General features: G+C 71.5%; 15 protein-coding genes. 14 read left to right on the top strand and 1 reads right to left on the bottom strand.

The window, feature by feature from the left end:
• Positions 1 to 45 precede the first annotated feature (45 nt).
• The 14 genes from ACQPZA_RS07915 to ACQPZA_RS07850 all read left to right on the top strand — a co-directional run bounded on the left by ACQPZA_RS07915 (position 46) and on the right by ACQPZA_RS07850 (position 14,325).
• A complete protein-coding gene (locus ACQPZA_RS07915) occupies positions 46 to 1,419 on the top strand; it encodes an MFS transporter (RefSeq protein ID WP_211174162.1) in 1,374 nt (457 codons plus the stop codon).
• Complete coding sequence (gene manD, locus ACQPZA_RS07910; RefSeq protein ID WP_169395973.1) at positions 1,416 to 2,630, top strand: D-mannonate dehydratase ManD; 1,215 nt, start codon at positions 1,416 to 1,418, stop codon at positions 2,628 to 2,630. The genes ACQPZA_RS07915 and manD overlap by 4 nt, the downstream gene beginning before the upstream one ends.
• Positions 2,627 to 3,559 (top strand): PfkB family carbohydrate kinase, encoded by a 933-nt coding sequence (locus ACQPZA_RS07905; protein WP_433279638.1) that lies wholly within the window; start codon positions 2,627 to 2,629, stop codon positions 3,557 to 3,559. The genes manD and ACQPZA_RS07905 overlap by 4 nt, the downstream gene beginning before the upstream one ends.
• Before the next feature lie 39 nt (positions 3,560 to 3,598).
• The gene (gene eda, locus ACQPZA_RS07900) at positions 3,599 to 4,234 is read left to right on the top strand and encodes a bifunctional 4-hydroxy-2-oxoglutarate aldolase/2-dehydro-3-deoxy-phosphogluconate aldolase (RefSeq protein WP_433279637.1); all 636 of its coding nucleotides are present in this window, start codon (positions 3,599 to 3,601) and stop codon (positions 4,232 to 4,234) included.
• A gap of 57 nt (positions 4,235 to 4,291) precedes the next feature.
• Positions 4,292 to 5,377, top strand: coding sequence for a malate/lactate/ureidoglycolate dehydrogenase (locus tag ACQPZA_RS07895; protein ID WP_433279636.1), 1,086 nt, complete (start codon positions 4,292 to 4,294; stop codon positions 5,375 to 5,377).
• 1,252 nt (positions 5,378 to 6,629) lie between these two features.
• The gene (locus ACQPZA_RS07890; protein WP_169395946.1) at positions 6,630 to 6,788 is read left to right on the top strand and encodes a hypothetical protein; all 159 of its coding nucleotides are present in this window, start codon (positions 6,630 to 6,632) and stop codon (positions 6,786 to 6,788) included.
• A 129-nt stretch (positions 6,789 to 6,917) separates the two neighbouring features.
• Complete coding sequence (locus tag ACQPZA_RS07885; RefSeq protein ID WP_433279635.1) at positions 6,918 to 8,750, top strand: ABC transporter ATP-binding protein; 1,833 nt, start codon at positions 6,918 to 6,920, stop codon at positions 8,748 to 8,750.
• 235 nt (positions 8,751 to 8,985) lie between these two features.
• On the top strand, positions 8,986 to 9,129 hold the full coding sequence (locus ACQPZA_RS07880; protein ID WP_433279634.1) for a hypothetical protein: 144 nt from the start codon (positions 8,986 to 8,988) through the stop codon (positions 9,127 to 9,129).
• A gap of 463 nt (positions 9,130 to 9,592) precedes the next feature.
• Positions 9,593 to 11,455: an ABC transporter ATP-binding protein gene (locus ACQPZA_RS07875; protein ID WP_433279633.1), complete on the top strand. Its 1,863-nt coding sequence runs from the start codon at positions 9,593 to 9,595 to the stop codon at positions 11,453 to 11,455.
• Between the two features lie 142 nt (positions 11,456 to 11,597).
• Positions 11,598 to 11,951: a YbaB/EbfC family nucleoid-associated protein gene (locus tag ACQPZA_RS07870; RefSeq protein ID WP_433279632.1), complete on the top strand. Its 354-nt coding sequence runs from the start codon at positions 11,598 to 11,600 to the stop codon at positions 11,949 to 11,951.
• Entirely contained in the window at positions 11,948 to 12,247 is a 300-nt protein-coding gene (locus ACQPZA_RS07865; protein ID WP_433279631.1) for a type VII secretion target, read from the top strand. The genes ACQPZA_RS07870 and ACQPZA_RS07865 overlap by 4 nt, the downstream gene beginning before the upstream one ends.
• Positions 12,244 to 13,173, top strand: a complete 930-nt coding sequence (locus ACQPZA_RS07860; protein WP_433279630.1) for a WXG100 family type VII secretion target — start codon at positions 12,244 to 12,246, stop codon at positions 13,171 to 13,173. Before ACQPZA_RS07865 ends, ACQPZA_RS07860 begins: the two co-directional genes overlap by 4 nt.
• 108 nt (positions 13,174 to 13,281) lie before the next feature.
• Positions 13,282 to 13,839 carry a hypothetical protein gene (locus ACQPZA_RS07855; RefSeq protein WP_433279629.1) on the top strand — a complete coding sequence of 186 codons (558 nt, stop codon included), beginning with the start codon at positions 13,282 to 13,284 and terminating at the stop codon, positions 13,837 to 13,839.
• A 42-nt stretch (positions 13,840 to 13,881) separates the two neighbouring features.
• Positions 13,882 to 14,325: an SRPBCC family protein gene (locus tag ACQPZA_RS07850; RefSeq protein WP_169395963.1), complete on the top strand. Its 444-nt coding sequence runs from the start codon at positions 13,882 to 13,884 to the stop codon at positions 14,323 to 14,325.
• Between the two features lie 6 nt (positions 14,326 to 14,331).
• Here the strand turns inward: ACQPZA_RS07850 and ACQPZA_RS07845 are convergent, their stop codons facing one another.
• Positions 14,332 to 14,997 (bottom strand): hypothetical protein, encoded by a 666-nt coding sequence (locus ACQPZA_RS07845; protein WP_433279628.1) that lies wholly within the window; start codon positions 14,995 to 14,997, stop codon positions 14,332 to 14,334.

Below are 14,997 nucleotides of genomic sequence, written 5' to 3'. Positions count from 1 at the left end.
ATGGCAGTGGATCGTATGACAATGCCCGCTGCCACAGGAGAGTCGATGCCGACCGAACTCGATCCCGCGCCCGGCGGGGACCACGCCAGGGCGCCCGCCACGACCCCGGCGATGCTGCGCCGCACGGTCGCCGCGTCCGTGATCGGCACGATCGCCGAGTACTACGACTTCTTCATCTACGGCACGGCCTCGGCGCTGGTCTTCAACACGGTCTTCTTCCCCGAGGTCGACCCGCTGGTCGGGACGCTCGCGGCGTTCTCCACCTACGCCGTCGGCTTCTTCGCCCGCCCGTTCGGCGGGATCTTCTGGGGCTGGGTCGGCGACCGGGTCGGCCGCAAGCGCACGCTGGTCTACACGCTGCTGCTGACGGGCATCGGCACGTTCGCGGTCGGCCTGATGCCCACCTACGACGAGATCGGCATCTGGGCCGCGGTCATCCTCGTGATCGTGCGCCTCGTGCAGGGGTTCGGCGTCGGCGGCGAGCAGGGCGGGGCCGTGCTGCTGACCGCGGAGGCCGCCCCGCCGGAGCGCCGCGGCTTCGTCACCAGCTTCGTGCAGCTCGGCTCCCCCGCGGCCTACCTCATCCCGACGGCGCTGTTCGCCGTGCTCGACGCCCGGCTCACCGACGAGCAGTTCCTCTCGTGGGGCTGGCGCGTGCCGTTCCTGCTCAGTGCCGTGGTGGTGGTGATCGGGCTCTACATCCGCCTGCGCGTGCCGGAGTCGGCGGCGTTCCGGGCGGTCAAGGAGCGGCAGCCGGTGAGATCCCCGCTCGCCACGCTGGTGCGGGACAACCGCGGCGAGGTGATCGGCGGCACGCTGACCAAGTTCGTGGAGGCCGCCGTCTTCCCCTTCTACACGATCTTCCTGGTCACCTACGCCAAGAGCCAGGGCGTCGACACGGCAATCGTGCTGGACGCGGTGATCATCGCGATCATCGCCGAGCTGATCCTGATCCCGATCATCGGCAGGCTCACCGACCGGGTGGGCAGGCGCCCGGTCCTCCTCGGCGCCGCCGTGCTCAACCTCGTGCTCGTGGTGCCCGCGTTCCTCGCCGTCCGCACCGGCGACGTCGCCGTCATCACGCTGCTGCTGGTGGCGGGTCTCGCGCTCGGGCACGGCGGGACGTACGCGCCGCAGGCGTCCTACTTCCCCGAGCTGTTCCCGTCCTCGGCCCGCTACAGCGGGGTGTCGATCGTCTGGCAGTTCGGGGCGATGATCGCCAGCGGCCCGTTCACGGTCGTGGCGGCGGCCCTGCTGGTGGCGGCCGACGGCGCGTTCACCTGGGTCGCGGTCTACGTCGCCGCGTTGACCATGATCAGTATCGTTGCGCTCCTCCGGATGCCGGAGACCGCACCGGGGCTGCTCGGAGGCCGCGAGTACGCCGACTGGACCGGCCGAGGCAACAAGGAGGACTCGTGACCACGATCGCCGACGCCCGCGTGCTCGTCTCGGGCCCGGGGCGCAACTACGTGACCCTGAAGATCACCACCTCCGACGGCGTCGTCGGCTGGGGCGACGCCACCCTCAACGGCCGCGAGCTCGCCGTGGCGGCCTACCTCACCGAGCACGTGTGCCCGCTGCTCGTCGGCCGCGACCCGGCCCGCATCGAGGACACCTGGCAGCTGCTCTACCGGGGCGCCTACTGGCGGCGCGGCCCGGTGACGATGACCGCGATCGCCGCGGTCGACATGGCGCTGTGGGACATCAAGGGGAAGGTGGCCGGGCTGCCGGTCTACCAGCTGCTCGGCGGTGCGGCGCGCAACGGCGTGCTGGTCTACTGCCACGCCAGCGGCTCCGACGTCCCCGCCCTGCTCGACGACGTCGCGCGCCGTCTCGACGATGGCTACCTCGCGGTGCGGGCCCAGGCGGCGGTGCCCGGGCTGGAGGGGACCTACGGCGTCCCCGCCCCCGACGGAAAGCTCTACGAGCCCGCCTCGTCGTCGCTGCCCGCCGAGCACCTCTGGGACACCGGGCCCTACATGCGCTTCGCCCCCGAGATGCTCGGCGCCGTCCGGGAGCGCTTCGGGTTCGACTTCCACCTGCTGCACGACGTGCACCACCGGCTCTCCCCCATCGAGGCGGGCCGGCTCGGCCGCGACCTCGAACCGCACCGCCTGTTCTGGCTCGAGGACCCGACCCCCGCAGAGGACCAGTCGGCGTTCCGGGTGATCCGGGAGCACACCACCACGCCGCTGGCCGTCGGCGAGGTGTTCAACTCGATCTGGGACTGCCAGCAGCTGATCACCGAGCGGCTGATCGACTACATCCGCACCTCGGTGACCCACGCCGGCGGCATCACCCACCTGCGCCGCATCTTCTCCCTCGCCGACCTGTACGGGGTGCGCACCGGCTCCCACGGGCCGGGCGACCTCTCCCCGGTGGCGATGGCCGCCGCACTGCACGTCGACCTGTCGGTACCGAACTTCGGGATCCAGGAGTACATGGGCCACCGCGAACCCGCAGGCGAGGTGTTCCGCACCTCCTACAGCTTCAAGGACGGATACATGCATCCCGGGGACGCGCCAGGTCTGGGTGTCGAGGTCGACGAGGAGGCGGCGGCCCGCTTCCCGTACGACCCGCGGCAGCTGCCGGTGAACCGGCGCCTCGACGGGTCGGTGCACGACTGGTGAGCGCGCACTACGACGTGGTCCTCCTGGGCGAGCCGCTCGTCGAGGTCGCCACCACCGAACCGTTCGGCCACGGGGTACCGGCCACCCTCGGCGTCTCCGGCGACGTGGTGAACGCCGCCGCCGCGGCGGCCGCCGCCGGAGCCAGGGTGGCGATCGTCGCGCGCGTCGCCACCGGTGAGCTCGGCGACGCCGTCGTCGCCCGGATCCGCGCGCTCGGCGTCGATGACGCGCTGGTGCGCCGGGTCCGCGGCCAGCAGGGCGTCTACCTGCTGCACAGCGACCCGTCCGGTCAGCGGCAGTTCAGCTACGCCAGGGCGGGCTCGGTGGGGGCCGGGCTCTCCCCGGGTGACCTCGACGCCGACACGCTCGCCACAGCGGGCGCGGTGCTCGCGAGCGGGATCACGGCGGCACTCTCGACCTCGGCCCGGGACGCCGTGCTCGCGGCGGCGAAGCTGGGCCGCCGGTTCGTCTACGACCCGAACTTCCGTCCCCGGCTCACCACCTCGGCCGCCGCAGCGGCCGTGCTCACCGACCTCGCTCCGCTCGCCGCGCTGCTCACCCCGTCGGCCCCTGCCGAGACCGCCGCCCTGCTCGGCACCGGCGACCCCGCTGCCGCCGTCACCATGCTGCGGGAGCTCGGCGCCGGTGCGGTCGCCGTCACCTGCGGGGAGCGGGGCGTCCACGTCTCGCCCGGCAGGGGTGCGCCCGACCAGTGGGTCCCGGCCGTCCCGGCCCCCGCCGTGGTCGACCAGACCGGGGCGGGCGACGTCTTCGTCGGCACCGTCGCCGCCCGCCTCGCCCTCGGGGACGACCTGCAGGACGCCGTGCGGCTGGGTACCGCGGCGGCGTCACTCGCGGTGGGCGGGCAGGGTGGCACCGGGCTCATCGCGGACCTGCAGCAGGTCCGCGCGCACGCCGGAGCAGCATGACCCGTTCGACCGTGCCCACCGACCCCGAGGAGGTACCGCATGTCGACATCGGCAGCTGAGGTGATGGCCTGCAGCCGGGTGATCCCGGTCGTCGTCCTCGACGACGCCGAGGCCGCCGTCCCGCTCGCGCGGGCGCTGCTGGCCGGGAGCGTCCCCGTCATGGAGATCACCCTGCGCACGCCCACGGCGTTGGAGTCGATCGCCAGGGTGGCCGAGCAGGTGCCCGACATGGTGGTCGGGGCGGGCACGATCACCCGGCCCGAGCAGGCGGCCATGGCCGTGGCTGCGGGCGCCCGCTTCCTGGTCTCCCCCGGCTCCCCCGAGCCACTGGTCACCGCGATGCTGGCCGAACGCGTGCCCGTGCTGCCCGGGGTGGCCACGGCGACCGAGGCGCTGGCCCTGCTGCGCCACGGCATCACCGAGATGAAGTTCTTCCCGGCGGGCCCGGCTGGTGGGCCGGGGTATCTGAAGGCGCTCGCGGGGCCCCTGCCCGAGATCAGCTTCTGCCCCACGGGGGGCGTGGACGCCTCCAACTCGGGCGACTACCTGGCCCTGCCGAACGTCCCCTGCGTCGGCGGCAGCTGGCTGACGCCGTCGGATCTGGTGCGGGCCGGCCGGTGGGACGACATCTCGCGGCTCTGCCTCGGTGCGTGGCCCGACGAACCGCAGGACTGATGATCCGGGCGGTGATCCGCCATCCTGGTCGCCGTGGCAGGCGATGAAGCAGACACGGTGGACGACGCTCGGGTGCAGCTGGTGGCGGCGGGCGCGCTGGAATCGATGGTGCGCGACATCTTCGTGGCGGCGGGCTGCGACGACGAGGAGGGCGGGCGCATCGCCCGTGAGCTCGTCGGCGCCAACCTGACCGGGCACGACAGCCATGGCGTGGTGCGCGTACCGATCTACGTCGACTGGATGCGCTCCGGGTACGTCCATCCCGGACGCGACGTGCAGGTGGTGACCGACGGCGGCGCGTTCGTGGTGCTCGACGGGCAGCTCGGCTTCGGCCAGACCGTCGCGTCGCAGGCCGTGGAGCTGGGGATCGAGCGGGCCCGGGACCACGGCACCTGCATCGTGGCGCTGCGCGGCGCCGGGCACATCGGACGCGTCGGCGCGTACGCGGAGACCGCGATCGCGGCCGGGCTGATCTCGATCCACTTCGTCAACGTGGCGGGCTCGCCGCTGGTGGCCCCGTTCGGGGCGGTCGAGCGCCGCTTCTCCACGGCGCCGTTCACGATCGGGCTGCCGCTCCCGCAGCGCCCGGTGGTCCTGGACTTCGCCACGTCGCTGGTGGCCGAGGGCAAGGTGCAGGTGGCCTCCTACGGCGGCAAGCCGCTGCCCCCGGACGCCCTCATCGGCCCGGACGGGCAACGCTCCGGCGACCCCCATGTCCTGTACGGCGAGTACACCAGCACCGACCTCCGCAGCCCCGGCGGTGGCCCGGGCGCCATCCGCGCGTTCGGCGAGCACAAGGGCTCGGGCCTCGCCCTGATGTGCGAGCTGCTCGCGGGTGCCCTGACCGGGGGCGGGTGTGCGGGACCGCTGGACGGCGACCGGCGCGGCATCGCCAACGGGATGCTCTCGGTCTACCTCTCCCCCGCCCACTTCGGCACGCAGGCCGAGTTCGAGCGGATCGGCCGGGAGTATCTCGACTGGGTTCTCGGCGCCCGCCCGGTCGACCCGAGCCTGCCGGTGCTCGCTCCGGGCGACCCGGAGGCCCGGACCCGCGCGGCACGGCTGGCGGAGGGCGTGCCGTTGCCCGTCGACACCTGGGCCGCGCTCCGGCGGACCGCTGCGGGTCTCGGCGTGCCCGCCTGATCATCACCGATGAGCCCGCTCCGCCTCTTCGGCACCTCGGACCGGTTTCGAACGAATTGCGCGAAAGACATGGGAGCCGGGCGGTCTGCGCCCTGCCGTTTCCCCGCGACACACCGAGGGGCCGATCGGGACGGTGCGATGGTGGCCACATCGACACCACCCCGGAACGCGACTTCCGGGTTGATCATCCGGTCGGCCCGATCCGATCGATGCGCGCGATTCGTCACGGATTCTTCCGGGGCTGCCCCGACCGATTCCGGCAGGGGCCACGCCGAGGCCGACAAGAAATGCCTGGTCAACGCCGGACACATATCCCGATCGAGAGAAACCCTCGACGATCTCTTTACTGAGCGGATTCATACGTGGCACACAGACAGATCCGGAAGATCGGGGTATTGTGCGCACCCCGCGAGCAATGAGAGGCGCTAGTCCATTCGGGTAACACTGGCCTAAATCCGGATCCACTCGCGCTCCAGGTACGTTCTAGAGTTAGAACGCAACACAGCGTTCGGAAGTTAAACGGAAGGGAGTGTCACGATGAAGCTCGTGATCACCAGGCGTCGCCGTCGCTACCACAGGGGGTACTACGACCGGTACCGCCACTACCACCGCGGTTACTGGGAGTACTACTGACGGACCGGTCGGCCCCGCCCGTTACGGGCGGGGCCGCCTCCCGGCCCCGCCCACAGTGGGCCGCTACCAGCAGGTTCGTCCGCGTCGTCCGTTGTCTCCACCACGACGCGTAGCTACACCGGGCCAGGCGTGGCACCTGCCACCGGTCCCGGGCCCGATGGTCGGCACTGCACGACCGCTTCCGCCGTCGTCGTCGCCACGGCACTCCGTGAATTGTCACGTCCGAGGCCGGAAAGCGACCGATCGGGGCGCTGGGGATTACATCCGGGCCACCTCCGCCGATTGCGGCAACCGCCTCGACGGGGCCGCGCCGGACGATGTGGCGATTCTCGGCGGCGCGCCCGGCAGACTCGGCACCCCGACAGCCGAGCACACAGCCGACTGCAAAACACGACGAGATGCAAATACTGAGCGGCAGCCACCCGGCGAAGCGGAACCACCGGCTCCGCGAAACAGAGTCTCGACCGCTTCTTTAATAATTGAACACACAAGCAGACCGTGAACAGTGTCACTTCGACAAACTGCTGCGCCACCCCCGGAATGAACTCCGGTCGCAGGTATGTTCTCCAGTTAGAACGCCACACGGCGTTCTGAACGGAAAGAGAGAAAGGGTACTCACATGAGTGCAGGAAAGATCAAGCTCATTGCCGACTTCCGCCGTAGGTACGGCCGCGGTGGCTACCGCGACCACGGCTACCGGGGCCACGGCTACGGCTACCGCCGCCACAGCTACCGGGGCCGTGGCTACGGCTACCACGACCACGGCTACCACCGCTGATCTACCGGGGTGGCCCCGCCCATGACGGGTGGGGCCACCCGGTGGTCCCGGACCCAGATGATGAACCCACGCCACGCCACGCAAGCGCCTGAACCGCCGGCGCCGCGCCTGTCCGTCACCCGGCTGCTGGTGGCAACCGACCTCCTGCCGGAGGCTCCGCCGGTCAGCCTTCGCACCATCTTCCGTCGCTTCTGGCCCGAGACCCGGCCCTACCGGGGCCGGCTGTGGCTCGGCCTGGTGCTCGTCGCGGTGGGTCCGCTGTTGAGCGCCGCCACGATCTATCTCCTCAAGATCCTGATCGACGACGTGCTCCAGCCCCACGACTTCCACCTCTTCCCGCTGGTGGCGGGCGCCTATCTCGGGCTGACGCTCGTCGGCGGCATCGTGGCCTTCTTCGACGAGTATCTGGCGGCCTGGGTCGGCGAACGGTTCATCCTGAACCTACGGAGCCGGATCTTCGGCCACCTCCACCGGCAGTCCTCGACATTCTTCGACCGCAACGAGCTGGGCGACGTCCTCTCCCGGTTGACCGGCGATATCGCGGCGATCGAGCAGCTGATCCTCTCCGGCGTCGGGTCGGGGCTGAGCTATGTCTTCGAGCTCGTGTTCTTCGTCGCCGCGTTGTTCTATCTGGACTGGCGCCTCGCGCTGGCCGCGTTGATCGCTGCACCAGGGTTCCTCTTCGTCGCCCGGTCCTTCTCCAGCCGGATCAAGGTCGCCTCGGGTGAGAAGCGGCGCAAGACGGGTTCCATCACCTCGGTCGCCGAGGAGAGCTTCAGCAACGCCGCGCTGGTGCGCGCCTACGACCGCTGGGACGAGGAGCAGGCCCGGTTCGACACGGAGAACCTCGCCAGCTTCCGCGCGCAGATGCGGGCCACCCGCCTGCAGGCCATGTTCACCCCGCTGACCGACCTGCTCGAGGTGATCGGCGTCCTGCTGGTGGTCGGGTTCGCCGTGTGGGAGCTCGCCAACGGCAACGTCACCCTGGGCGGCGTGCTGGCCTTCGTGGCCTACCTGACCCAGCTCTACGGGCCGATCCAGGCCCTCGGCGACCTGGCCAACGAGCTGTTCTCCGCCAGCGCAGGTGCCGAGCGCGTGATCGAGCTGCTCGACCTCACCCCGGCCGTCGTCGAGCCCACGGACCCGCTGCCGCTGGCCCGGGCCTACGGCGCGCTGCAGGTGCACAACCTCTCGTTCCGCTACGAGGACGCCGATCACCCGGCGCTGTCGGAGATCGACTTCTCCGTCGAGCCCGGGCAGCGGATCGCGCTGGTCGGTCCGAGCGGAGCAGGCAAGTCGACACTGGCGAAGCTGCTCCTGCGCTTCTCCGACCCCGACACCGGATCCATCAGCCTCGACGGCCACGACCTGCGCGAGCTGGCACTGGCCGACCTCCGGCGCAACATCGCCCCCGTGCTGCAGGAGACGCTCGTCTTCGACGGCACCATCCGCGACAACATCCTGTGGGGTCGCCCCGGCGCCACCGAGGACGAGCTCGTGCGGGCGGCGACGGCGGCCGACGCGCACTCGTTCATCACGCAGTTGCCCGACGGCTACGACACCCGCGTCGGGCAACGGGGCCGGCTGCTCTCGGGCGGCCAGCGCCAGCGGGTCGCCATCGCCAGAGCGATGATCCGCGACGCACCCGTGCTGCTGCTCGACGAGCCCACCACCGGCCTCGACGCCGAGTCGACCCAGCGCATCCTCGCGCCGCTGCGCAGGCTCATGGCCGGGCGCACCACCATCATCATCTCGCACAACCTGCTGACCGTGACCGACGCCGACCGGATCCTGTACCTCGAGGACGGCCGCATCGCCGCGGCCGGCACCCACACCGAACTCCTCTCGGCCAGCCCCGGCTACGCCCGGCTCTACCACCTGCAGGGCACGACACCGGCCCTGGCAGAGATCGAACCCGCCACGGAGCCCGTGCCCACCGTGCTGGCGCTCGACCCGCGGTGACCGGCGGCGCCACGCGCGTCGGCAGTTCCGTCATATCACTTTGGTGGTCGATATCATGCAGGACACGAATGTGCACCTTGCCTAACGGGCGAACAAAGTGCCCCCGAAGAGCGGGATAACTCGCAGGTCTATTCGGGTGATGCCCACAGAATTGTTGATCCACGCATCCGCGGGTCACGTTCCCTGCAGTAGAGCGCCACACGGTGCTCGGAAACAACGCAGGAGGAGCTAGCACATGAAGGCTCGCGGGATCGGTCTGCTCGTTATCGGCAGGGCCAGCAAGCGCAAGTGGCACGACGGGTGGTACGACAACGACCACAAGTGGCACGACGGCTACTGGTACGACGACAACGACGACGACGATGACGACGACGACTGAATGACTGCGTGACCGACTGAATGACGGCCTGGGTGGCCCCGCCCGTTGTGCACGGGGCCACCCAGGCCTCACACGGAGGCAGTACCAGGGGATCCACCGACGACCCGCGATCCGCCGGGCCGGTGAGGATCCATCGATACACCGACCGTCCCGTGCGTCCGGCGCCGCTCCGGTGGAATGACGGAGCCGCGCGCCGACTGACTGCCCACGTTTCCGGATGCCGACTTTCTTCGCCCGGAACGAATCGGCGGCCTACTCCGAACCATTGAGGAGAGTCCCGCCGCAGCAGTCGTGCTCCCGAGTCGAATTCCGGTTCGCCGCCGCGCAGGGGCTCACCTGTCGCCCCGTCGGCAATATCTGCGTGCTGCGCAATTCTTCTCGTGCGAGACCACCACCACGGCAAGTCCACCACGGCGGCTATCACCACGGCCGCCGGTCCTGATTCCGCCGGCCCTGGGTTGAGATGATGAACGCACGCCACACCACGCAGGCGCCCGACGCGCCGGCGCCGCGCCTGTCCGTCACACGGCTACTGGTGGCCACGGACCTCCTGCCGGAGGCACCGCCGGTGAGCCTGACCAGCATCTTCCGTCGTTTCTGGCCCGACACCCGCCCGTATCGGGGCTGGGTGTGGACCAGCCTGTTGCTCATCGTGGTCGGTCCGTTGATGAGCGCCGCCACGATCTATCTCCTCAAGATCCTGATCGACGACGTGCTGCAACCGCACGACTTCCATCTCTTCGCGAAGGTCGCAGGCGCCTACCTGGTGCTGACGGTGGTCGGCGGCATCGTGGGCTTCTTCGACGAGTATCTGGCGGCCTGGGTCGGCGGAAGGTTCATCCTGAACCTGCGGAGCCGGGTCTTCGGCCACCTGCACCGGCAGTCGTCGACCTTCTTCGACCGCAACGAGCTGGGCGACATCCTCTCGCGGCTGACCGGCGACATCGCGGCGATCGAGCAGCTCATCCTCTCCGGCGTCGGAGCGGGGCTGACCTACGTCTTCGAGCTCGCGTTCTTCGTCGCCGCGCTGTTCTATCTCGACTGGCGCCTCGCGTTGGTCTCGTTGGTCGCCACGCCGGGATTCATCCTCGTCGCCCGGTCCTTCTCCAGCCGGATCAAGATCGCCTCGGGTGAGAAGCGGCGCAAGTCCGGTTCCATCACAGCGGTCGCCGAGGAGAGCTTCAGCAACGCTGCGCTGGTGCGCGCCTACGACCGCTGGGACGAGGAGCAGAGCCGGTTCGACACCGAGAACCTCGCCGCCTATCGCGCGCAGATGCGGGCGACGCGCCTGCAGGCCATGTTCTCCCCCCTGACCAACCTGCTCGAGGTGGTCGGCGTGCTGCTGGTGGTGGGGTTCGCCGTGTGGGAGCTCGCCAACAACAACATCACCCTCGGCGGGGTGCTGGCCTTCGTGGCGTACCTGACGCAGCTCTACGGGCCGATCCAGGGACTCGGGAAGCTGACCAACAGGCTGTTCTCCGCCAGCGCCGGCGCCGAGCGGGTCATCGAGCTCCTCGACCTCAGCCCGACCGTCGTCGAGCCCGACGACCCGGCGCCGCTGACCCGGGCCCGCGGTTCGCTGCAGGTGCGTGGCCTCTCGTTCGGGTACGAGGACGCGGCGCGCCCGGCCGTGTCCGGGATCGACTTCGTCGTCGAACCGGGGCAGCGGATCGCGCTGGTCGGCGCGAGCGGGGCCGGCAAGTCGACACTGGCGAAGCTGCTCCTGCGCTTCTTCGACCCCGACTCGGGCTCCATCACCCTCGACGGGCGCGATCTGCGGGAGCTGACCCTGACCGATCTCCGGCGCAACATCACACCCGTGCTGCAGGAGACGCTCGTCTTCGACGGCACCATCCGCGACAACATCCTCTGGGGCCGCCCCGGCGCCACCGAGGAGGAGCTCATCAAGGCGGCGACCGCTGCCGACGCGAACTCCTTCATCGACCAGCTGCCCGACGGCTACGACACCCGCATCGGACAACGCGGGCGGCTGCTCTCGGGCGGGCAGCGCCAGCGGGTCGCCATCGCCAGGGCGATGATCCGCGACAGCCCGGTGCTGCTGCTCGACGAGCCCACCACCGGCCTCGACGCCGAGTCGACCCAGCGCATCCTCGTACCACTGCGCCGCCTCATGGCCGGGCGCACCACCATCATCATCTCGCACAACCTGCTGACCGTGACCGACGCCGACCGGATCCTGTACCTCGAGGACGGCCGCATCACAGGGGCCGGCACCCACACCGAACTGCTCACCACCAGCCCCGGGTACGCCCAGCTCTACCACCTGCACGGCATGGCACCCGTCCCGGAGCCCGTACCGCGGTAAGGGGGCGACGCGCGCCGGCTGTGTCCCTCGCAGAGCCCACGGGCTCTGCGAGGAACGTGTCCAGCGCGCGACCGGCTCCTGATCTCGACGAGTTCTGCCGAATCGCCTCGGGGACGCTGCTCCCCTCCGTACCGTCCGCCCCATGGACGGAGCACAGTGGCTGGCCTCCTACCAGGAGCGGCTGCAGGAGTTCGGAGCCCGGGCGGCACATGCGCAGAAGGCACTGGCGGACGCGTCGGCCACCGTGACGAGCCGGGACGGGGCGGTCACCGTCACGGTCGACCCGGCGGGCGCGTTGCACCGGCTGGTGCTGTCCGAGCGCACCGAGACCATGACCCGCGTGCAGCTCGCCGCAGCCGTCGTGGCCACGGCCCAGGAGGCGACGGCGGAGGCGGCTCGCCGCGCCGCCGCGGCCGTCTCCCCGCTGATCGGCCCGGAAGCCACGCGGATGCTGGGGTCCTACCTGCCGGCCCAGCGCAGCGAGGGCGAGCGATGACCGGCGGGTTCGAGGTCGACGACGGGGTGCTCCACGCCCACGCGGGGCAGGTCGACGCGCTGGCCGCGCGGATGCGGGCGGTGGCTGCTGCCGCCCGGCCGCTCGACCCGGCCGCCTATGGGGTGATCGGCCAGGTCTTCGCCGGCGCCGCGAGCGAGGCGGCGCGCGCCGGGTCGGTCGTGGTCGCCGCGCTGGCCGAGCAGGCCGGGTCGATCGCCGACGGGGTGCGGGCCAGCGCCGCCGCCTACCGGGAGCTCGAGCACGGCACCGCTGCCGGGTTCGGAGGCGGACGGTGAGCGAGCCCGGGCCACCCGCGGAGCCCACCCCGCCGGGCAGCACCACGCTCGTCGCGGAGCCCGACGGGGAGATCCCCGTCCTGGAGGGCACCGGGTTGGCGTCGAGCTGGGCCGATCTCGGGGATGCGGTGGCCCAGGAGCAACCGGACGGCCTGACGATCGCCTTCGCCGCAGCCGGAGCGGGCCTCGACACGCTCGGAGCCGTCACCGACCCGTTCGACGAGGTCCTGTCGTCGGGAGCGGGCTGGCTCATCGAGCACGTCTGGTTCCTGCGCGAGCCCCTCGACGCGCTGGCGGGCGACCCTCAGCAGGTGATCGCCCAGGCCCGGACGTGGAGCAACATCGCGGCGGAGCTGCGCAGCATCGCCGCCGACCAGACCGCCACCGGGGTGCCCGGCTGGAGCGGGCAGGCGGGCGAGGCCTACCGCGACGCGGTGCACCGGTACACGCGATCGGTCGTCGACGTGGCCGGGCAGGCCGACGACGTGGCCGCCGTCGTGCTCGGCTCGGGAGCGGCCGTGGGGACCGTCCGTGCCCTGGTCCGGGACCTCATCGCCGACTTCCTCGCCTGGGCCGTGCGCCAGGCGATCTCCGCGCTCGCCGCCGCGACGGTCACCGCCGGCGCGTCCACGGCAGTGGCGGTCACCGCCATCGCGCTGGAGGCCTACCGCCTGGCGCGCCTCATCACCGAGCATCTCGCCCGGCTGCTCGACGAGCTGTCGGACGCCGGGGACACGGTGGGCCGGCTCGTCGACGGCATGCGCCACGCCGTGGTCGAGGCGCGGCCCACGGCGTCCCACATGCACGAGTCCCTCGAGAAGGTACCGGCGGCAGAGGTCACGGAGGCCGGCAAGCAGGTCTCCGGCGCGGAGCTCGACGAGCCGCCATCCGAGGAACCGCCAGGCGAGGAGCCGCCCGACCGCTGACCGACCCGTCGCCCGGCACCCGGAAATGGGGTGAACCCACCCCCACGGACATACGTGTGTGAGGAGACGGCCGGCCCCGAACCGGCCGCCTGATCGAGGAGCTCCCCCATGCGCCTACCCCGGATCCTGCCGATCGCCGCACTGGCCGCCCTCACGTTCGCGCTCAGCGCGTGCGGGGGCATCACCACTGGCGATGACGGATACGGCTACAGCTCGTCCCCCTCCCCGCTGTCGGCTCCCGCCCAGTCCCCGTCCGGCAAGGCGGGTGGTGCCTCCGGCGCCGGCGCGGCCACCGGCGGCACCGTGCTGGCCGCGCGCGTCCTGCCCGAGGTCGGCCCGGTCGTCACCGACGCGGAGGGCTTCACCCTCTACCGGTTCGACCAGGACAAGGCGAAGCCGCCGACGGCGACGTGCGAGGGCGAGTGCGCGGCGAAGTGGCCGCCGATCATCGTCGACCCCGAGGGCAAGCTGTCGCTGCAGGGCGTGAACCAGTCGCTCATCGGCATGGTGCAACGCTCCGACGGCACGAGCCAGCTCACGCTCGCCGGGTGGGCGCTCTACCGCTACTCGGGCGACACCGCCCCGGGCACCGCGACGGGCCAGGGCGTGGGCGGCAAGTGGTTCGCGGCCACCCCGGAGGGCAAGAAGGCGCCCGCCACACCCTGATCCCGGTCGGACCGCAGCGCGGCGCCGGGGCAGGATGGGGCCATGGCACAGGTGACGGCCCGGTCGACACGCACCATCGAGGCCCCGGCGGAGCGCGTGCGGGCGGCGCTCGCGGACTACGAGACGGTGCGGCCGACGATTCTCACGGAGCACTATCGCGACTACCGCGTGGAGGCAGGTGGCACCGGAGCCGGCACGCGGGTGCACTGGACCCTGCAGGCCACGAAGAAGCGGGTGCGCGACCAGCTGGTCGAGGTCGGCGTCCCGGCGGAGGACCGCATCGTCGAGCGGGACACGAACTCCAGCATGGTCACGACGTGGACGGTCACGCCGGCAGGCGCCGACCGCAGCGTCGTGGCGGTGGAGACCACGTGGAACGGCGCGGGCGGGATCGGCGGCTTCTTCGAGCGGACGTTCGCGCCGAAGGGACTGCAGCGGATCCACGACGGCGTGCTGTCCAACCTCGTGGGGGTCGTGCGGAGCTGAGTCCGGTCAGCTCGCCGGGGACGCCGGCTCCCAGCGGGCGCGCACGACGTGACCGGCGCGGATCTCCACGTCGAGCTCCCGCCGGTCGTCGAGCAGGCACCGCGCGGCGACCGTCCCGGCGTCGAAGGCTCCCGCCTGCCTGGCCCACTCCAGCCAGACCACGACGTCGACCGCGGTGCCGGTGAGCACGGAGCCGGGCCGCCCCCACGGGGCACCGACACCGCTCAGCTCGCGCAGGTAGTACCGCAGCGACCACGGCGGTGTGGAGAGCGCGGCGAGCACCCGGAGCGCGGCGTCGTCGTCGGGCACCACCATCGCGGTGAGGCCAGGGCGCAGGACCGTCCGCGGCGCGCCCGGATCCACGCGCAGGCGTAGCCCCTCGCGGCCGTCCTGCTCGGGAACGGCCAGGCGCCCGGACGCGGCGGGGTCGAACTCCGGGACGGCCGGTCCGAACGGTCGCACAGCGGCGACGAGAGCGCTCAGGCCGCCGCACGCCGTCGTCGCGCCGGTCGGCCCGGTGACCAGCCAGCCGCCGCTGCGCGCGGCGGCCCGCACCCCGGGCCGGGTGACCAGCCGCAGCAGCGCCGTGACCGCGGCGGTCCGCGCCGCGAGGTCGGAGAACCAGGGCCTCGCCCAGTCCGACGCGGTCCGGTCCCCGCACGCCCCGCACAT

Origin of the sequence: Pseudonocardia xinjiangensis, from assembly GCF_050948425.1 — a bacterium.
In the GTDB taxonomy this organism is placed as follows: Bacteria; Actinomycetota; Actinomycetes; order Mycobacteriales; family Pseudonocardiaceae; genus Pseudonocardia; species Pseudonocardia xinjiangensis.
The sequence above is the reverse complement of the archived record's forward strand: the minus strand, read 5'-3'. Positions and strand labels throughout refer to the sequence as shown.